The 19,189-nt window shown below is 61.6% G+C and carries 19 protein-coding genes and 1 riboswitch; of the genes, 4 read left to right on the top strand and 15 right to left on the bottom strand.

Annotated features, from left to right (window positions below):
- Positions 1-104: 104 nt before the first annotated feature.
- Positions 105-207, bottom strand: a riboswitch (purine riboswitch).
- A gap of 695 nt (positions 208-902) precedes the next feature.
- The 4 genes from AC6I6H_RS04905 to AC6I6H_RS04890 form a co-directional block, all read right to left on the bottom strand.
- Complete coding sequence (locus tag AC6I6H_RS04905) at positions 903-2,027, bottom strand: response regulator (RefSeq protein WP_497952211.1); 1,125 nt, start codon at positions 2,025-2,027, stop codon at positions 903-905.
- Positions 2,028-2,036: 9 nt separating this feature from the next.
- Entirely contained in the window at positions 2,037-5,150 is a 3,114-nt protein-coding gene (locus AC6I6H_RS04900; RefSeq protein ID WP_497952209.1) for a hybrid sensor histidine kinase/response regulator, read from the bottom strand.
- A 185-nt stretch (positions 5,151-5,335) separates the two neighbouring features.
- Positions 5,336-5,755 (bottom strand): hypothetical protein, encoded by a 420-nt coding sequence (locus tag AC6I6H_RS04895; RefSeq protein ID WP_497952207.1) that lies wholly within the window; start codon positions 5,753-5,755, stop codon positions 5,336-5,338.
- 21 nt (positions 5,756-5,776) lie between these two features.
- The gene (locus AC6I6H_RS04890; RefSeq protein WP_497952205.1) at positions 5,777-6,457 is read right to left on the bottom strand and encodes a glycosyltransferase; all 681 of its coding nucleotides are present in this window, start codon (positions 6,455-6,457) and stop codon (positions 5,777-5,779) included.
- 120 nt (positions 6,458-6,577) lie between these two features.
- Between AC6I6H_RS04890 and AC6I6H_RS04885 the strand changes: the two genes are divergently transcribed.
- Complete coding sequence (locus tag AC6I6H_RS04885) at positions 6,578-7,693, top strand: hypothetical protein (protein WP_497952203.1); 1,116 nt, start codon at positions 6,578-6,580, stop codon at positions 7,691-7,693.
- A 123-nt stretch (positions 7,694-7,816) separates the two neighbouring features.
- Positions 7,817-8,626, top strand: a complete 810-nt coding sequence (locus tag AC6I6H_RS04880; protein WP_497952201.1) for an MBL fold metallo-hydrolase — start codon at positions 7,817-7,819, stop codon at positions 8,624-8,626.
- A 95-nt stretch (positions 8,627-8,721) separates the two neighbouring features.
- On the opposite strand, the gene AC6I6H_RS04875 is transcribed toward AC6I6H_RS04880, so the two are convergent.
- From AC6I6H_RS04875 to AC6I6H_RS04860, 4 genes are read right to left on the bottom strand one after another with little or no spacing between them, the layout of a single operon-like run.
- Positions 8,722-9,870 (bottom strand): ABC transporter permease, encoded by a 1,149-nt coding sequence (locus AC6I6H_RS04875; RefSeq protein ID WP_497952199.1) that lies wholly within the window; start codon positions 9,868-9,870, stop codon positions 8,722-8,724.
- 43 nt (positions 9,871-9,913) lie between these two features.
- The gene (locus tag AC6I6H_RS04870; RefSeq protein ID WP_497952197.1) at positions 9,914-10,834 is read right to left on the bottom strand and encodes an ABC transporter ATP-binding protein; all 921 of its coding nucleotides are present in this window, start codon (positions 10,832-10,834) and stop codon (positions 9,914-9,916) included.
- 1 nt (position 10,835) lies between these two features.
- On the bottom strand, positions 10,836-11,261 hold the full coding sequence (locus AC6I6H_RS04865; RefSeq protein WP_497952195.1) for a DUF3021 domain-containing protein: 426 nt from the start codon (positions 11,259-11,261) through the stop codon (positions 10,836-10,838).
- Entirely contained in the window at positions 11,251-11,715 is a 465-nt protein-coding gene (locus tag AC6I6H_RS04860) for a LytTR family DNA-binding domain-containing protein (protein ID WP_497952193.1), read from the bottom strand. Before AC6I6H_RS04860 ends, AC6I6H_RS04865 begins: the two co-directional genes overlap by 11 nt.
- Before the next feature lie 372 nt (positions 11,716-12,087).
- Here AC6I6H_RS04860 and AC6I6H_RS04855 point away from each other — a divergent pair, with 372 nt between their 5' ends.
- Positions 12,088-12,837 (top strand): glycosyltransferase family 2 protein, encoded by a 750-nt coding sequence (locus AC6I6H_RS04855; protein ID WP_497952191.1) that lies wholly within the window; start codon positions 12,088-12,090, stop codon positions 12,835-12,837.
- Positions 12,834-13,586 carry a glycosyltransferase gene (locus AC6I6H_RS04850; RefSeq protein ID WP_497952186.1) on the top strand — a complete coding sequence of 251 codons (753 nt, stop codon included), beginning with the start codon at positions 12,834-12,836 and terminating at the stop codon, positions 13,584-13,586. The genes AC6I6H_RS04855 and AC6I6H_RS04850 overlap by 4 nt, the downstream gene beginning before the upstream one ends.
- Before the next feature lie 80 nt (positions 13,587-13,666).
- Here the strand turns inward: AC6I6H_RS04850 and AC6I6H_RS04845 are convergent, their stop codons facing one another.
- The 7 genes from AC6I6H_RS04845 to ypfJ all read right to left on the bottom strand — a co-directional run bounded on the left by AC6I6H_RS04845 (position 13,667) and on the right by ypfJ (position 18,914).
- Positions 13,667-14,683: a potassium channel family protein gene (locus AC6I6H_RS04845; protein ID WP_497952184.1), complete on the bottom strand. Its 1,017-nt coding sequence runs from the start codon at positions 14,681-14,683 to the stop codon at positions 13,667-13,669.
- A 24-nt stretch (positions 14,684-14,707) separates the two neighbouring features.
- The gene (locus tag AC6I6H_RS04840) at positions 14,708-15,100 is read right to left on the bottom strand and encodes a DUF350 domain-containing protein (protein ID WP_497952181.1); all 393 of its coding nucleotides are present in this window, start codon (positions 15,098-15,100) and stop codon (positions 14,708-14,710) included.
- Positions 15,097-15,759, bottom strand: a complete 663-nt coding sequence (locus AC6I6H_RS04835) for a signal peptide protein (RefSeq protein ID WP_497952179.1) — start codon at positions 15,757-15,759, stop codon at positions 15,097-15,099. Before AC6I6H_RS04835 ends, AC6I6H_RS04840 begins: the two co-directional genes overlap by 4 nt.
- Positions 15,760-16,953: a glutathionylspermidine synthase family protein gene (locus AC6I6H_RS04830; RefSeq protein ID WP_497952177.1), complete on the bottom strand. Its 1,194-nt coding sequence runs from the start codon at positions 16,951-16,953 to the stop codon at positions 15,760-15,762.
- Positions 16,950-17,648 carry a hypothetical protein gene (locus tag AC6I6H_RS04825; RefSeq protein WP_497952175.1) on the bottom strand — a complete coding sequence of 233 codons (699 nt, stop codon included), beginning with the start codon at positions 17,646-17,648 and terminating at the stop codon, positions 16,950-16,952. The genes AC6I6H_RS04830 and AC6I6H_RS04825 overlap by 4 nt, the downstream gene beginning before the upstream one ends.
- Before the next feature lie 28 nt (positions 17,649-17,676).
- The gene (locus AC6I6H_RS04820) at positions 17,677-17,874 is read right to left on the bottom strand and encodes a hypothetical protein (protein ID WP_497952173.1); all 198 of its coding nucleotides are present in this window, start codon (positions 17,872-17,874) and stop codon (positions 17,677-17,679) included.
- A 188-nt stretch (positions 17,875-18,062) separates the two neighbouring features.
- Positions 18,063-18,914 carry a KPN_02809 family neutral zinc metallopeptidase gene (ypfJ, locus tag AC6I6H_RS04815; protein ID WP_497952171.1) on the bottom strand — a complete coding sequence of 284 codons (852 nt, stop codon included), beginning with the start codon at positions 18,912-18,914 and terminating at the stop codon, positions 18,063-18,065.
- Positions 18,915-19,189 lie beyond the last annotated feature (275 nt).

Here is a 19,189-nt window from a genome sequence, read left to right as displayed (position 1 = left end):
GCCGGACGGCTGCCGGCCCGCGCAAAAAGCCCCGGGCGGCAAAAGACAAGCGCCGCGAAGCACCGCTCTGCGGCATGCCGTTGACAGGCAAGCCGAAGCAAACGCTCCGCGCCGATGTCTCTTGTAGCCTGGGGCAATTTCCGGTTGCCTGTAGATACGCTCAAACCCGATTATTGAGCTTATACAAGAGTTCGCGTCAGATTATCTGACCTTATTATTACTATGCATGCTATCACTTTGATGTTCCTCTGTCAATTCAGGATTTTTACGTTATCTTATATCACACAAAGATCATATATTATACAACAAAAGGCGGAGGCACTCCCTCCGCCTCACTCCCTCCGTCTTTTTAGGCTGTCGAGAAAGTATCGGTAGGCATTTTTGTGCATAAGTGCAACGGGCGCGATTTCCCATTAACCGGAAGGTTTCGCGCTTGCAGCGTGGACAGGAAGTGCAAAAAAGCAACTAATCAGATCATTTCTGCCTGTTATCGACCGATTAGATACAAAAAAGCAATTATTTCTCCGTTTTTCTCCGGATACCGTTTGTTTTGCCGGAATTAAGTGCGGGTAGGGAATTATTTCGCGATCGGAACGGGATACCATCGAAAATAAGTGTCGCTGTGCACCTAGTTGTCTTTTTTCCTGGGCTTCGTTGGCTTGTGCCCGCCACAAGCAGAGAGAAAAGAAGGGAGCACGAGGCAAACGGGGAGGCACCGATGACGGCAGCCGTACAGAATAGGAAGAAGATGGCGACCCAACAGGAGCGCTGAGATAAATGGAGCAAGCAACCCCTCGTTTTCTCCCTATACAACGATGACAAACGAAACGGAGTACCCATGGTGTCTAAAATGAACTGGGTTTCTCGACAAGCTGAAAAGGCGGAGGCACTCCCTCCGCCTTTTATCCTTTTCCGATCAGAAGCTGCCGCATCTGCTGCGCCAGAAGGCCGTCGGGCGATACGCCGAGCTCCGCCTCCAGCAGCTTGCGGTAGCTTTCGTAATGATGCTTGAGCATGCCGAATTCGTTCAGGCGCGCATAGCCCGTCAGAATGAGCGAGCAAAGCTCCACCGAAAACGGATCCAATTCCTGCAGCGCCAGAAGCCGCCGCATGGCCTGCCGTTCCCGGCCCGCGCCAAGCTCATATTCCGACAGCCGCATACTGAGCTGAAAGTAGCCGAGCTGGAGCTCCTTCCGCCGTGCTTCCGCCCACGCGTAATCATGCTCCTCCAGATAATCTCCCCGGTACAGCGCCAGCAGCCCCTCGACATATTCGCGGTCCCGCTCGTTCTTTATCGGACCGGCCGACAGCCCTTGAAGAAACCGCTCCGCATCGCTCGCTCTCCCGTGGTTCACGAGCCGGTACCGCTCCTGGGAAAACTCCACGCTGACGGGAAGCCCCCAGCTTTTGACCAGCTTCCGGATGTGATAGACCGTGGTGTGCAGGTTGGTGACCGCCTTGTTCAGCTCAAAATCCGGCCATACCAGATCGAGAATGCGGTCCTTCATGATCCACTGCCCTTCAAAATGAAGCAGCAAAGCGAACAACTCCTGCGCCTTGCTGGTCCGCCATCTCGGCTGCCTTCCGGGATCGGCGGGGTCCGCGAGCTCCATTCGCTTGAAGCAGAGAATGGAAACCGGGGCCGGCGCAGGCGCCGGCCGGACCTCCGGCGGCGCGCCGGTCAGCCGGTCCACGGTTTTCGCCAGCCGCTGCGGGGTGACCGGCTTCAGCAAGTAGTCGATCGCATGCAGCTCGAACGCATCGACCGCATATTCGGTGTAAGCCGTCACAAACACGATCCGGATGTTCCGGTCCATCTGCTGGATATGCTCCGCCGCCTCCAGCCCGTTCATGCCCGGCATTCCGATGTCCAGCAGCACGATATCCGCTTTTTCCTTCGCCAGATGCTCCAGCGCGAGTCTGGCGGACGTGAATTTGCCCGCCACCCCGAGACGGCCGTCTTTGTCGATCAGCCGCTCCAGGTGCTGCAAAGCGGGCTTTTCGTCGTCGATCAGTATCGCCTTCATCCTGAACACTCACTCCTGTTGTTTGTCCTCTGATCCGGCCGCCTGCCGGGGAACGCTGAAGCGTACGGTCGTCCCGCGGCCCGGCGCGCTTTCGATAACGAGGCCGCTGCCGTAAATTTTCAACAGCCGCTGCTGGATGTTCCGGAGCCCGACTCCGCCCGAAGGCCCGCTCTCGCCCAGCACGGCCTTTGCCCGCTCCGGCGTCATGCCGGGGCCGTCGTCGGATACCGAAACGTCGACTTGTCCGGCGGCCGCGCGAATCGTCAGCCGCACCGTGCCGCCCGCTTCTTTTTGCGTGGCGCCGTGATTGACCGCATTTTCCACGATCGGCTGGATGCTGAGGAGCGGCACAAATTCGCGCAGCTCCCCGGGCACGTCGATGACGATGCGCAGCCGGTCGTCAAACCTTGCCTTTTCCAGCGCCAGATAGGATTGGACCAGCTCCAGCTCCTTCTGGATCGGCACCGTCTGGCCCCGGATGCGGAAATCAAAGCTGTTGCGCAGGTAATGGCTCAGCTCCAACAGCAGGTCCGTGGCCTGGTCAGGGTCCTCGGGCGTCACGGAGATAATCGCGTTCAAAGCGTTGTAAAGAAAATGGGGCTTGATCTGCGCCTGCAAAAAGGCGATCTCCGCCTGCAGCGTCTGGCGGACCGATCTCCTCAGGGTGAGCAGGGTCCGCACCCGCGCCCGCAGCTCCCGAATGTCGGCCGGAATGCCGAGAAAATCGTTTGCGCCCGACTCGAAGGCGGCCTGGATGACATCGGGCCGGTCGAACGCCGTCAGCACCAGAATCGGCAGCTCGGAGAGGGGATACCGCTCCCGGATCGCTTTGCACAGCGCCAGTCCGGAAACGTCCGGCATCATCCACTTCGTTACCACCAGATCAAGGTTCGACTCCCGGCGGATGATCGCCAGGGCTTCATCCCCGTTGTCGACCGCGATGACGCGGTGGCGCTCCAGCCGGAGGACATTGGCGAGCACCTGCAGGTGAAGCGTATCGTTGCTGACGATCAGCACCTCGCATTCGCCGCCTTCGGGCACGCCGGCGGCTCCGGCCTCCCATTCGGTGCCGTTATCAGCCGGCAGCAGCGGGATACCCGCTTGCTTTTCGTCCATTCCCCGGAGCTGCAGCGGGATTTTTTCCCGCAGCGCGGGCATTTCGATGCGAAAGACGGTTCCCTTGCCGGTTTCCGACTGGACCCCGATGGTTCCGCCGTGCAGCTCGATCAGCTTCCGCGTGATGCCGAGGCCGAGCCCGCCGCCCGGGCGGTTCCGTCCGTCTTCCGTTTCCGCCCGCTCGTAGGTATCGAAAATGGATGCGAGCCGTTCCTTTTCGATTCCCCGCCCGGTATCGGCAATCCGGATGACGACCTGGTCCCCTTCCGGCTTGGCGGCAAGCAAAACCGATCCTTCCGTCGTAAACCGGGCGGCGTTGCCGAGCAGATGGAAGAGCACCTGGCCCAGCCGGTCCTCGTCCGCGTCCAGGTGGGGCAAGCCGTCCGGCACCTCCAGCCGGAACGCGACGCGGGAGCCGCCCGCCACCTGGCGGGTGACGTCCATTACGGAGGCGGCCAGCGTCCGCAAATCCACCGCCTGTCGGCGGAGCACGATGTCGCCGTTGTTGAGCCGGACAAAGTCAGCCATGTCGTCGAGCAGCGACGAAAGTCGCCGCCCGGTGGAAGCGATCAGCTTGAGCTGCTTTTCCCGCTCCCCATCCCCGGGACCGGGAGCCCCCTCCATGAGCGTTTCCGCCAGGTTGACGATGCCGTTCAGCGGAGCTTTCAGTTCATGCGAGGTGTGGGCGATATAATCGTCCCTCACGCGGCCAAGCGCAAACAGCCTTCGGGACAGACGATTGACCTCCCGGAACGACTCGGCGAACTGCTGCATCATGGAAAAGGCCTGCGCAAAAACAAACAGCAGCATTTCATAGGGCACCAGATACGGAACGGCGGCGAACCCGACCAGATTGAGCAGATACAGCACGATAATGGACAGAAGGCTCTGTACGCTGAGCATCGTGAGAAACACCGCCCGGCTGGAGTGAGCCAGCCCCTTGAGCAGCGCATACAAGACATAAGTCACGGAGAAGACGGAAATGGACAAAATGACCGGCTCCAGATGCGAAAAGATACGCGCCGGAAGCAAAATGGAAATCAGCACGAACAGCACCGTGCCGGCATTTGCGAGCGACATGATCACCCGGGGGAACGTTCCGGAAATGGTAGAAGCCACATAACGGATCAGGAACAGATAGACGAGCGTCGAAGAGGCGAGCTGGAGGCGCATCACCACCTCGTAGCTCATGGCGGACAGATAGGCGGGGAGCAGCTTCTCCCCGTGCGTGACGATATAAACCATCGCGGCGATACAGAAAAGCCCCAGATAAAGCGCCGTCTTTTCTTTCTCGCGGAAACGGGACAAAATCAGCAGAAAGCAGGCCGGGATCACCATGCACACGGCGGCGACCAGATCATAGGAAATGGCGGAAATGCGCTTGTCGGCAACCCCTTGGGCATCCCCCAGCCAAACCTGGGAGACGATACCCCCGGAGGAATAGCTGTAATTGGCCACCTGGATGATGATTTCGACGCTCTCTCCCGAGGCGGCGGCATACCCCGCAAACGGCACATTCCGCTGCGAGCCTTCGCCGGATGCTTCCGCAGGCATTCCGCTGCGGCCGATTTCCTTTCCGTTCAGGAAGGCCCGGCTGGCCGACCGGATGTTTTCGGTTTTTAACCCGAAAACCTGGGGACCTTCTCCGTCCGTCCGTACAAGCAGCCGGTACGTGCCGAAGCCGTGGGCGGCGTTATCGTCCGTTTCCGAGAGATAGCCGTTCCACTTCCCGGGAACCGGGACACGCTCCGCCTGGGCGGACAGACGCAGGGCAGCTTCGGGCGTCCGGAAATCCTCCGGCTCAAGCAGCCGCCCCCGGTAAAACTCCCATTCCCCGTCCAGCGGGATAACCCCGTCACGCCCGAAATCCCAGCCCGTCGCATCCACCTGCCCGCCGCGGGCGGCAGGCCAGTCTCGGTCCGGAAAAAACACATCCACCGCCGCGATAACCGGAACCGCCAGCACCAGCACCAAACTGGCGAGAACGCTTAACCAAAATTTTTTCACGCCGCGAACCTCTTCCGTAAATACCTGTTGTAAGCCATTATTATACTTTCTATTAAATTCAAATTCCATAAACATCTATTAAAAAAAGGAAAGAAAAAATAGAGTAGACCGGGAGAATTCCCGGCCCTCTCAACAGGACGTTTCCTTGGAGGATGCGGTGCGGCTTCCGCAAGCAGCCCCATCCGTTACGCGTGCGCCTCCCGCGAAGGCTCCGACCGCCGGTACCACAGGAGCAGGGCGGCCGAGCAGACGGCCACGCCAAGCAAACCCCGGTATACGTTCTGGTAGGCGTGAACGGGCGGCGCCAGCTTCTGCCGGCCGAGCAAAAGCCCGCAGAACGCCACGGACACCGAGCCGCCGAAAAACTGAATGAGCTGCAGCAGCCCCATGCCCGAGCCGATCAGCGGCGCCGGCAAAATGCGCGCGGCTTCGTTGTTGAGGGAGGCCAACGCGGCCGAGAAAGCGGGCGAGAAGAACAGGTAGCCCACCAAAACGACGGCGTACGAGACGGAAAGCTCAAACGAGAACACAAGCATAACCGCCAGCAGCAAAACATGGCCTAGCGAAATACTATCCAAATAAAAAGAGGCCGGACCCGGGGCCACCGGGAGCCGACCTCTGTCGTTTTATTGAGCCGCAGGCGGACAAACGTCCGGGAACACGGCGGGGAATTGCTTGACGATGCCCGCCGCAAGCGTATCCGAAAGCTCCAGAAGGTGCAAAAGCCCTTCGTCAAAGACGGAAATGCCGCGCTGCCAATCCTTTTTCAGCCGGGCGTCCAGGATGGCCGCCACCTGCAGCAGGTGTTTGTGCAGCATGGCTTTCAGCTCCGCATAGGGCCAGTTCGGATTGGCGCCGCTCAGCAGGCGGGCAATCTCGTCCGCGTTCCGGTACCAGTCCCGGTTCAGCCTGCCGAGCTCCGCCTCCCGGCCGTTCTTGGCGGCGTCCACGATTTTCCCGGCAATCGCTATATGCTCCTTCAGCAGCTCCGTCAGCCGGTTTCCCGCCGCCACTCCGTAATACGGCTTAATGGCGTTTCCAATGTCCTCCTGATTCTTCATCAGCCGCGCCAACACCTGCTCTTGATCTGCCAGGCCGTCTACGGCGCTTACGATGTAAGCGCGTGTCCAAACGGCGTGATCCGTCCACAGCTTCCGCAGGTTTTCCTTCAGCTCCGCCGCCTTCGGACTGACGCACTTCACTTCCGGCCGTCCGGCATCCGCCGGCTCCGCCCGAAGCGCCGCCGGCGCCCAAGCGATCGCCAGCGCCAAGGCCAGCAGCAGTCCCTTTCCCATCCAGCGCTTCATCCGTCGCCCTCCGTTTCTTCAAAGTGTGCGGTCTGTTATAGTGTGGATGAACCGCTCCCTTTTATTCTCCGTATAGATGGGTAAAAAAATAGACAAGCGCTAAAGGAGGAAACCGGATTAATGGAAGTGAACGGGAAAGATTTGAAATACTCCAACAAACTGTCCCGGGGGGCAAAAGGGCTGCAGTGGGGCCTGGCTGTCTTTTTTCTGCTGCTTGCCCTGGCGGGCTTCGGGTTCGGCGTGTACTTTCTGGCGGAGAGGGATACGGCGGGCTCGGCGGCCGCTTTTTGTGCCGGCATCCTGTTCGCCTTGCTGTCGCTTTTCATTTACCGGGTGACCCGCATTGCGGAGACCTTCGAGCTGCGCGTTGAATTAAACGAAGCGGGTTATTATACATACTGGAAAAACCGGAAAACCGGGCAGGAAGCCGAGCATCTGATTCCCTACGCCCGCATGCGCGAGGCGACCTTCGGCCGCATGACCCGCTACATCACCCGCGGCTCCAATGCCCCGGGCTTTTATCAAATTCTAGCGCGCCTCGTCATGCAGTGGGAGGACGAAACCGGCCGCATCCGGTACGCGCTGTTTGCGGAAGGATCGGCGCAGGAGACGGAGAAGTGGATCGCCCGGCTCGAGGAAAACGGCGTACCGGTTTACCTTACTCACGCGCATATCGGAGAGGTGACCGAAGCCGATCTGGAGACCGGGTACGCGGAGCTTCCCAAGCATCCCCGCGGGGCGAACGCCCCCGAGCTGGCCGTCGGGAAGACGATGAGCCGCAATCTTCCTCCCTGGCAAAGCGAAGCCATGAAAAAACGCCGGCTCGACAAGCAGCGCCGCAACGACCGGAAGTGGTTTCGCCCGATCCTGCTGGGAGCCTTGGCGCTGAACCTGGCGCTCGCCGCCTTCTGGCTGCCGGGCTGGGCGCTGGAGGACGGCATGTTTGCAGACGACTCCCCGTCGTTTTTGCTCGCGGCGCTTAATTTCCTGCTGATGGCGGTGGCGGGCACGTATTGGCGGCGGGGCCTCAGCTGGTTCCGGCCGCTGCTGAATACGTTTTACGTGACGGCCGCCCAGTTCCTTGGAATCGGACTGGCGATGCTGATGGGAACGGCCGGAGGCGTTCATCTGGAAGCGGTTTTGATCGACGGGGTTTCGCTGGGCTTTTTCCTCTGCGCCGGCTTTCTCGTTACCCGGCTGATTTTGCTGTCCCGCCCGGCCCGGGGCGGCGTATAGTTCCCGGGTCCGCGCACACGCTAATGGGAACGCCTCGCTTTGAATGCGCCGCATATGCTGCGCATTCGGACGGACAGCACCGTCCGGGCTTTGAGGCAACCTGCAAAGGAGGATTAGCAGCCCATGACGACCCTTCCCTCTGATATCCTGTGTTTGCGGACGCTGATCTCCAACGTCGTTCTGGCGGGGTATCCCCTGACCGACGAATGGGTACTCGTGGACGCCGGTTTGCACGGCTTCGCCGGGAAGATCGCCGGCGCGGCGGCCGAACGGTTCGGCCCTTTCGCTCCCCGGGCCATCATTTTGACGCACGGCCATTTCGACCATGTCGGCTCGCTGGAAGCTTTGCTGGAGCAATGGGATGTGCCGGTGTTCGCGCATGAAAAAGAGTTGCCTTACCTGACCGGCCGGGCCGATTATCCCGAGCCCGATCCTTCGGTTGGCGGCGGCCTGCTCTCCCGGGTCTCGCCGCTGTTTCCCCGCAAAGGGATCGACCTCGGCTCCCGCGTGCAGCCCCTGCCGGAAGACGGCAGTGTGCCGGGCCTGCCCGGCTGGCGGTGGCTGCACACCCCCGGCCACACGGACGGACACGTCTCTTTGTTCCGCGATTCCGACCGCATGCTGATCGCCGGAGACGCCTTCGTCACGGTCAAGGAAGAATCGGCCGTCGCCATGCTGCTGCAAAAAGAAGACGTTCACCGTCCGCCGGCTTACTTCACGACGGACTGGGACGCCGCCTGGCAGTCCGTCAAGCTGCTGGAGTCGCTGGCCCCGCGTACGGCGATTGCCGGCCACGGCGCGCCGATGGCCGGAGAAGACCTGCGGCAGGGGCTTGCCGAGCTGGCGCAGGGCTTCGGCGTCCTTTCCATCCCCGAGCATGGGCGCTATGTTCATGCCGAACGGCCGGAGCAGGAGCCCGCGTCCTTCTCCTGAGGCGCTCCGCACCGCGAACGCAAACGCAAGCAGCCCGAAGCCTCCTCCGGCTCCGGGCTGCTTTTTATTTGCACGGGGCCGCTCCACGGCCTCCGTCAGCTTACGGCTTTTGCGGCGAAGCGGCGAAACCGCAGCACCGCCGCCGCCAAGCCGGCCAGTCCGAAGGCGAACAGCACGGCGGCGGGCAGCCAGACGCCGCCCAGATGGGCCCCGCGGATCATCACGTCCTGCATGCCGTGCTGCGCCCAATACTGCGGCGTTAGACGGCCGACGGTCTGAATGGCGGCGGGCAGCAGGTCAAAGGGCACCCACAGCCCGCCGACGATGGCGCCGCCCATCGCGATGATCTGCACGACGGCGATGCCCATGTTTTCGCTGCTTACCACCAGCGAAAGAATCAGGCCGAGGCCGGTCGAGCAGACGGCGAGCCCGAGCACGAGAAGCGCGATGGCGGACAAGTCCCCCAGCTCCAGCCCGTAGACGAAATGGCCGAACAGGAGCAGCACGGTGCTTTGGGTCAGGACGACCAGCAGGTTCGGCAGCCACATCCCGACCAGGTAGTGGACCGCCTTCATTTGCGTCCCCTGCAGCCGTGTCAGCATGCCCGATTCGCGGTCCCGCAGAAACCGGTGCACCATGGTAATCATGATGAAGAAAACGAACATGACCGTGTAGCCGGGAACGATTTGCGTCACCGTATCCGTTCTGGCGGCGTTCTCCTTGATCTCCTTCACCTGAACCGGAGGGGCCAGAAGCTCCTCGGCCTGCCCGCCTTGCCCCGATGCCGCCAGCACCGCGCGAAGCTTTTCCTGCTGATAGGAATGGATCAGGTTATCCAGCACGGCGGAAAGCGGGGCGACCGCTTCGTCCGCCGCTGCATCCCGGTAAAGCTCAAGCTCGGCCGCCCTTCCCGCGCTTAAAGCTTCGCCGTACCCTTCGGGAATGACCAGAAGCGCGGTCAGCGAGCCGTTCCGCACCTTTTCCAGCTGTCCGTCCAGGGGCCCGGCTTCATCCGTTTTCAGCTCGAAGCCGTCAATCCTTTTCAACGCATCCACAACTTGCCCGGCTTGCGGGGATTTGTCGGCGTCGTAGTAATGGATGGCATAGGTCGAGCTGCCGACGCTGCCGAAAATGGAAGCGAACATAACGATAAAGAGAACCGGAAGAATGAAAAGCCAGAAAAACGTTCCTTTGTCCTTCAGCAGAAGCTGGATTTCCTTGCGCGCCATACTCCGGATCATCATCCGCACATCCTTTTCCCGTAAAAGTGTATCGATCCGCCCGCCGCTAGTCGCGCAGCTTGGTTCCCGTCAATTTCAAAAATACGCTGTCCAGCGTCGGCTTCGTCAATTGCAGCGCGCCCACCTTGCCGCCCTGCCCGGCAAGAAGCGCGGACAGCCTTTGCAGCACCTCCAGCGGGCAGTCGCTCTCCAGCTCCCAGCCCCGGCCCTTCCGGACGGCGCTCCGCACGCCTTCGACGCGCGGCGGTTCCGCCAGCGCCTCCGCTTCCACATATACCGCTTTGGCGGCGTGCCGCTCCAGCAGCTCCTCCAGGCTCCCCTGCGCAATGACCTTTCCCTGGTCGATGATGGCCGCATCGCCGCACAGCGCTTCGACTTCCTCCATGTAATGGGTCGAGTAGACAAGGGTGACGCCCTCCCGCTGCAGCCCCCGGATCATTTCAAAAATGTGGTTTCGCGATTGCGGGTCGATGCCGACGGTCGGCTCGTCCAGAATCACCAGCCGGGGCCGGTGCAGAAGCGCCGCGGCGATGTTGATCCGCCGTTTCATGCCGCCGGAATAACGGCCCACCGGCTCCTTGGCCCGGTCCGCCAGTCCGACCTGCTCCAGCACGGCCGCGATCCGCCGTTTCAGCTCCGCGCCCCGGACGCCGTTCATTTCCCCGAAAAAGCTCAGGTTCTGCACCGCGCTCAGCCGGTCGTGAAGCGTAATCTCCTGCGGCACGTAACCGATCTGCCGGCCGAGCGCCGCCGCCTGACCCAGGGCGTCCATGCCGAGCGCTTCAATGCTCCCGCTGTCCGGCCGCATGATGCCGGTGATGATTTTCATCAGCGTCGATTTCCCCGCCCCGTTCGGGCCGAGCAGCCCGAAGCAGCCTCCCTCGGGAACGCGGATGCCCGCTCCGTCCAGCGCCGTTTTGGCGCCGTACCGCTTCACAATGTTTTCCGCCTGCAGCGCATAAGTCATGTCACTTCTTCCCTTCTTTCGGTTCCTTCACGGATGCGTTCAATTCCTTGGCCTGCCGCCGGAAATAGAAGCTGAAGCTGGTCCAGAAGACCGCGTAAATGACGGCAAACATCCCCAGCCCGATCAGAAGCGGGCCCGTGCGGTCCGCCTCCAGCCAGCCCACGTTCAGGGCGACGAGGAAAAAGACGGCGACCGACAGGCAAAAATGCGCCAGCAGCGATTTCAAAGGGCTCCACCGCTCAACCTCGAACAGAAACGACGCCAGCCCGAAATAGACGCCCATGATCATGCTGCCCAGCATATTCAGCCAGATCAGCCGGGCTTCGATGACCATGTCCTTCTGCATCAGCACCGTCAGCGCCGCAAACGTGATGATGGCCGCCATCGCCAGGCCGCTCATCACCCTTCTCAGAATATTAAGCGCCATCCTTGCCGCCTCCCCCCATAATCAGCCGCTGCTTGAGTTCTCCGACGTAAGCGCGGGACACGTACTCCTTACCGCCCGACTTGAAGTGGACGCAGAGGGTTCCGTTAAACATCACCTCAAAGCGCGCGATTTGATCCAGGTTGCCGATGACCGACTTGGAAAAGCGGATAAAATTGTATGGTGCCAGGAGCTCCTCCACCTCGTACAGCTTCATGCGCAGCTCGACCCGCCGCTGCCGGACGGCCGCCAGCACCCGGCGGTTTTCCGCGAACACGCAGTCGATTTCGGACGGCTCCAGAAGGACCGACCGCTCCTCCTCCACTCCGACCAGCCGCCCGCTGGCGGGGCTCTGAAGCTTCTTCATCAGCGCGGCCAGCTCCTCGGTCCATTCCTTGGCCTGGATGGTGATCACCGTTTCTTCGTACTTGTCCTGAAGGTCCACTTGAATTTTCACCCTTATGCCTCACCCCGGTCTGTGCTGTCATTATGGCATGCTGGCGGCGATTGGTATCGCCTTTTGGTTTAACCTGCCGGTTTTCCCGTCTGAACGGGCGGATTTCCGGTCTGTGCTTGCTCCTAAGGGTATACCAAAACATTCCCCCGCGTCACGGTCTTTTGCTGGCAGGCTCCTCTCGCGCAACTCGCCCGGCTGTTGGCGGCGCGGTTGCCCATGTGCGGGTTGCCCGACGGGCGGCAGTGTGTGTCCATGCCGGTATGCCCAGCCTTTGGCGACGCGTGTCCCGCCGTGCCGTCCGCCGTTTCCTCTCCCCCCGCAGCACATACACTACTATCGAAGGACACGGATTATATACCGGGAGGGAATGACATGGGGACAAGCGCACGGCCGCCGGACGGCCGGGAGGGAATCTCCGTTATCTGCTGCACCAACCGGGAGCATTATTTGCATGCGCTCGCCGGCAATTTTCTCCGGCAGCGGCACCCCGTCAAGGAGCTGATTATCCTTGTCAACCGGGACAGTCTCCCGCTTGGCCCGTACCGCCGGCTGGCCCGCAAGCACAGCGGCATCCGGGTGTACCGGCTGCCGGAACGCGTTTCGCTGGGCGCCTGCCTGAACTACGCGGTCCGCAAGGCGGTTTATCCGTACATCGCCAAGTTCGACGATGACGATTATTACGCCCCGGCTTATCTTTCCGACAGCCTGCGGACCCTCAAAAAAGCCCGGGCCGATGTGGTCGGAAAGCGGACGCACTACATGTACCTCCGCGGCTCCAAAGCGCTCATTCTCCGGTTTGACGGAGAAGACAACCGCCCGGCTTCGCCTCTCCCCGGCGCGACGCTTCTTGCGAAGCGCAGCGTCTTCCGCAAGGTCCGTTTTCCGGACCGCAGCGTGGGCGAAGACGATGCGTTCTGCCAGGGCAGCCTGCGCCGCGGCTTCCGCGTGTACTCGGGGAACCGGTATCATTTCGCCGCGGTCCGCCGCAAAAATTCGGCCGGTCATACCTGGGTGATCGCGGAAGATAAGCTGCTTCGCTACCACCGCAAAATCCCCGGCGTGCATAACTTCCGCGCTTTTGTGCAGCGGAAACCGGCGTCGCGGGGGAGCGTCCGGCTATGACATTCCTCGCGCCGTCCACTCACGCGCCTGCTCCCCGCCGCGGGGTGTCGGTGATCACCTGCACCTGCCGGGGAGCTTTCCGCGAAGCCCTTTTCGCCAATTACGCCCGGCAGTCTCATCCGGACAAAGAGCTGATCATCGTCCTGAACAAGGACAGCCTGAGCCGGGCCCCGTACGAGACCGAAGCCCAATGGCATCCGAACGTGCGCATCGTCCGGGTGCCCGAGCGGACCAGCCTCGGCCGCTGCCTGAACCTGGCGGTCGGCCTGGCCCGCTATCCGTATATCGCCAAATTTGACGACGACGATTACTACGGGCCGGACTACCTGTCCGGCAGCCTGCGGGACATGAGGCGTTCCAAGGCGGACGTGATCGGAAAACGGGCCCACTATATGTATCTGGAGGGAAGCCGCCTGCTCCTTCTGCGGTATAACCGCCTGGAGCACCGGTACGTTACCATGCTCCCCGGGGCGACGCTGGTGGCGAAGCGGTCCGTGTTCCGCCGGATTCGGTTCCGCAACCGGAATCAGGGCGAATGCGCCGCCTTCTGTCTCGACTGCAAAGCCGCCGGCTTGCGGCTTTATTCCGGCGGCCGCAGCGATTTTCTGGCCATCCGCCGAAAAAATTCCGGCTCCCATACCTGGAAGGTCAGCGACCGGACCCTGCTGGCCCGCGGGGGGATCGTTTACACGCCGGCCGACATCCGCCGGCTGGGCCGGCAAACGCAAAAACCCTCGGCTCGCCGGTAAAGCGAACCGAGGGTTTTTGCATGCCGCATGCCGGGCCGCAGCTTGGGAGTGACCGTGCCCGCTCAGGGAAGCAGCACGCTCTACCGCCCCGCGATCTTCCGGTACGTAGGATCGTCGGATACGATATACAGCCGGGCGCCCGGCGGAATCGGAGCATCCAGCTTGCGGTTGATGCCCATGTCGCTGCGGTCGGCGATCAGCGTCGCGCCCTGCCCGAGCAGGTCGTGAAACGCGTCGCCGTACGTTTTCCAGGCCCGGTCGACCGCAATCTCGTACAGATCGTCGCCATGCGTGCGGCTGAGCAGCTGGCCGATGACCTCCGAATTTCCTTCCCGGAGGGCCGAACGGACCGCCAGCCGGGAGATGGCGTCATGCGACAGCACAAAATCGTCGACCTTCGCATGCCGGAAATTTTGCACGTTCTTTTCCTGCACGATCTCCACGGTGGTATGTACGTTCGGCGCCATCCGCTCGATCGTCGACACGATAAGCAGCGATTTGCCGTCTACCAGCGCCGCCTCGTCGATCCGCACGTCCGCAAAAACAATGACCGCCTGCGCCTCCCGGATGCCTGCCTTTTCCAGCGTTTCCTCGGCGGACGGGTCGCCGCTGACGAAATGAACCTGGTGCATCTGATCAAGCGGATGCCGGTTCGATTCGTCGACGATGACGATGTGGGCGTCCGGCCGGAAGCTGAGGATTTCGTCCACGGCCGCCTGCGCCTTTTTGCTCCAATTGATCACCACGATCTGGTTTTGCCCCCGGAAATTCAAGGCCCCCGCCCCTCTCTTGCGCTGAATCGCCCCGATGGAATCGATCACCTTGCCGATCACCAGACTGAGCAGGCCGATTCCGAAGACGTATACAAACATGGTAAAGGTTTTGCCGAGCGGCGTTTTCATGTAGTAATCGCCGTAGCCGACCGTCGCCATCGTGGTCATTACCCAATAAAGGGCGGTAAACCAGGTGCCGAACGTGTCCGGCTCCATCAGGTAGGCCGCCGTCGTGCTGATCAGAACGAAAGCGACAATGGCCGCGGCGATGGTTGTTTTGCGCAGCCGCATTAATTTGGTGGATAGCCGGAGAAAAAAATGCACGCCGACCGAACCCCTTCCCCCGCGTTAAATGATCAGGCTGCTGACGGCGAACGCCGTTCCGATGAAGACCATAGCCAGCATTACGCCGACCGCCACATTGCCTTTCTTCAGCTCTACCGAAATGGTCAGGTTTGGCGTCAGAAGCTCGAAAATCCAGTAGGAAGCGATCAGGCAAACGTAGCCGACCGCAAACCAGAGCGCGAGAAACCAGATCGAAGTATTGGTAAAAGCGGATACCCCGAGAATAATGGCCGTCCCCAAATATTTGCCGCCCATGGCCAGACCGACGGCCACATTGCCCTTTTTCAGCTCTTCCATGTCCTTGTAAGGCGTCATCCAGTTAAAAACCAGCATGCCGATGACCTGGAGCACGATCATCACCGCGATGCTCACCACAATGTTAATGACGATTGTCACTTGGCCCACCCCCGAAATTTTGCATACGCCAGATCATAATCGGCGAAGTCGTGCACTTCCTCCAGCACGACGGACGCGGTTTTCGCTTTTTCCAAGGCGGTGTACCGGGCGTCGTCGATGGGCTGCTTGATCCGGTTGCCGGTGGGCAGCTCCAGCACGGCGAAGTTGCGCGTTTTGTTCTGGTATTCCGTTTTGTACACGCCCACCAGGTCGACGTCGGTCGTGACCGAAACCTTCAGATTGGCCAGGTCCGTTTCGGCGGATTTCTGGTCCGGGTAAGATTTGATCGTCGTCCAGGAGGACAGGCGGATGTCGTTGCGGTTATCGGCGCCCGTCACCAGCTCGGCGTCCATGAACTGGAGCGTCCAGACTTTGTCCCCGGTGGCGTAATTGCCGTCGTTCGGCAGCATCTCGTTGTCAGGCAGCACCGTCATGTCGCTGCCGATCAGGTCGCCGACCGTTCCTTCGACGATGCGGTAATCCCAGGGCACCCGGGCCACGTTTGACGTGGAGCCGGCGTCGGGATTTGTATGGAAGACCGACGACGTGTCCTGCCCGCAGCCGCCGAGCAGAAGCGCGAGCGTCAGGAGGACGCCGAAAAGGCTGAATGTTCCTTTCCGAAGCCGTCTTCCCGGCCGCTTCCGTTGCAATTCTTGCATCTATCTCACTCCCATGGCGATAAAATGGCTGGTGTTCCCGGTAATCGGTCCGCCTGCGCGGCCCAGCAGCCCGCATGGCGTTCCGTTCAGCACAAACAGGCCGGTCAGCAGGTGAAGCTCGCCCGCCGCCGTTTCGATCCGGGCCAGCTCGGCCCGCTTCTGATAAACCGTCGGGAACATCACACTGGTGTCGAAGCCGTCCCGGTCCTCGATCTCTAGCTGGCCGCCGGCATCAAACATGCGGACGGAGCCGCCTTCGCGGCCGAACATCGACTTGGACACGAAGCTTCCCGAAAACACCGGTTTGTTGTACGTGGCCAGCATGTAGCGGGAGATGGCTTCGCGTTCGCTTTCGTCAAACAAAAGCCCCAGCTCGTAAAGCCCCCAAACGGCGGCCAGAAGCCCTTTGGATTGCAGCAAAATGCTGTGCGGCGGGTTGAACAGGGTCAGCTTTCCCGACTCGACGGCATACGCCAGCGCCTCGCCGCCCTCGTCCACCGCCATCCATTCCTTCGGGTAAAGGGCGAACATGCGGTCGATCGGACGCCCGTCGCGGTCCTTGACGATGCCCTTGTCGATGGAGAGCATCAGGCAGTCCTCGAACCGGACGTCCAGGCCGCTGTGCCGGGCCAGCGCTTCGATCGTGCCGGAATCCTCCAGGTGCTCGCCGTAAGCGACGCACACGGCCGTGTCCGGCCGCTCCTCGCCCCAGGCCGCCGCGACGAGCTCCTTCATCGCCGCATTCGGCGACGGCAGGCCCGCCTGCTCCAGCACCCACGGTGTCGCGATGGACGCTTCGACGTAGCCGGTCGGCGTGTCGGCGTTCAGCTCCAGCAGCTTGATCGCGCCGTCCCCCGAGACCGCAAAGTCAAACCGCGCGTAGCGGCTGATGACAGGCTCCGCCGGAAGAGGGCACTCGTCCAGCATCCGCCACAGGATAGGCGGAATGCCGAGCAGATGGTACAGGTCGGGCTTGCCGTGCACATACCGCGCCGTTTTGTCGAGGATGCGCCAAAGCCGCGAAGCGGCTTCCGTCAGCTCGGCATAGGTTTCCTTCCGCATCAGCACGACCTGGTCGACCCAATAGTCCTCGTCCTCCAGGTTCGCCCAGGTGAAGCCGAGCTCGCCCAGCCGCTCCACGCGCGCTTCGCGGTCCGGATGCGGCGTGCCGATCACTTCGAATACGTTCGTCATCCGCCGAACCCGCTGCTCTTCGAGCTTGAGCGCGAGACGGACCCCGAGCTCTTGCCGGACGATTTCGACGAGCCCGACGTGCTGAACGTGCTCGATTTGCCGCCGATGCTCCCCGCCTTGGAGGAGGTGGAGCGGCTGTTGAAGGTGCCGGACGTCGTCGACGTTTTGGGCGGCACCGCCGAGCCCGACACGCGTTTGTTCTGGAACGTGTCGCTGCTGTAGGAGCGCGGCTTGTAGGGCGTCGAGGTCCCCGTGCGGTAAGCGCGCCGGTTCTCATACCAGCCGGCGGAGGAATAATACCCGCCGTTGTTGAAAAGCAAATGATAAAGCATCAGGTCGTCCCAGCCGAAGCCGTTGTTGTACCCGCCGTAGTTGTTGATGACCGTGGTTCCGCCGCCGGACGCGGAGCCGCCCCCTTCGGGAGGCTCGGTCGCCTGCGGGTCCTGGCCTTCCGCGGGCAGCGGAATGCTCCAGTCGACGTTCTTGTCGAAGTAAGCTTTCACTTCCTCGTTTGACCAGGCGACAAGCTTGGGCTCTTCCCCGCCCGTCCCTTCGCTCGCCGCACCCGCGCCGGTCGCCATCATGGCGTTGGCGAGAAGGGCGATCCCGAGCGAGGTCGACAGCACCTTCATCGGCTTGCCGTCCAGCGCAAATCCGCGCGGAGCGGCCTCCTTGCGTTTTTTTTCTTCTTCCAAGCCGGATTTCTCCTTTCAAAAGCTAACGTTATTCATGCTTCATCGGCACGACCAGCAGCTCCAGGCAGCCCTGGTCCAGGTCGAGCCGGCCTTCGACCGTTTCGTATTCGGTTCCGCCGACCACCAGGTAGTTCACATGCTCCAAAGCGGCGATCATGTTCGCGCTCCAGGTGCGTTCTTCCAGCTGACGGAACGCTCCGTCCGGCAATTTCTCAAACAGTTTCACAATAAGACCATTTTCCAAGAGTCCCCACCCTTTCCGGATCAGATAAAAAGTAACTACGCGCGAAGACCCTCATCCGTTCCATTTTAGTCCAGACGCAACCGCCCGGCAATGAAAGATTCAACGCACGAAAAAAGCCGTTCTCCGCCCCGCGGAAAACGGCCCAAGGGCGGAAGACCCTGCCCCCTGCATTAAAGCGCATCCGCAGAGAAGGTGTCGCCTCCGTCCAGCGAACCGGTCTGAAAGCCTTTGGAAAACCAGCGCTCGCGCTGCTCGGAGCTGCCGTGCGTGAAGCTTTCGGGCACCGCGTAGCCCCTTGCCCGCTCCTGGATGCGGTCGTCGCCGACCGCTCCCGCCGCCGTCAGGGCTTCCTCCAGATCGCCTTCCTCCAGCAGATTCAAGCTTTGCGCGTGATGCGCCCAGACGCCCGCGTAATAGTCCGCCTGGAGCTCAAACCGGACCTGCGCGCCTTCCGCGCCCGTCCCGCCGAGCCGGCGTTCCAGAGCCGGCAGCTGGTCGGTCGTTCCGAGCAGCGTCTGCACGTGATGCCCCACCTCGTGCGCGATCACGTACGCCATTGCGAAATCGCCCGGGGCCTGGAAATTCCGCTTCAGCTCCTCGTAAAAGCTCAGGTCGATGTACAGCTTTTGATCGCCCGGGCAGTAAAACGGTCCCGTGGACGAGCCCGCCGCCCCACAGGCAGACTGCACGCTTCCCGTGTAAAGCACCAGGGTCGGCTCCTCGTACGTGCGGCCCTCTTCCCGGAAAATCCCGGTCCACACGTCCTCCGTATCGGCGAGAACCACTTTGACAAACTGCGCCAGCTCCTGCTCCTCCGCCGTTTCTTCGTAAGGGGCGCTCGTGCCCGGATCGGAGGTCAGGCCGCTCAGCAGATCGCCCGGGTTTCCGCCCAAAAGCGTCACGAGAAGCACCACCACGATCATCCCGACGCCGCCGCCCAGTACGGTTTTGCCGCCCATGCCGCCGCCCGTTCCCCGGCGGTCCTCCACGTTTCCGCTCGCTCTTCTGCCTTTCCATCTCACGGCCGGTCCCTCCCTTGTCTCCCCTGCTGTCTGACAACCCCGGCCGCGAACGGCCGCTCACTGGTGATATACCCGAAAAACTGCGTTTCAATCGGGCCTGTCAAAATGTTACGGAATGCTATGCGGGCAACCGGCGAAACGCCAAAACGCGCCTGCGAGGTGAGCGGGCGCGGGTCAATTCGATGGCGGGGGCAGTAGAATGGGCGGACGGAGGCGGGACAACGGGCGGGCGGAGGACGGGACAATGGGCCGGCGGGGGCGGACAACGGGCGGGC

The organism is Gorillibacterium sp. sgz306347 (genome assembly GCF_059735245.1).
This window is presented reverse-complemented; position numbering and strand designations above follow the sequence as displayed.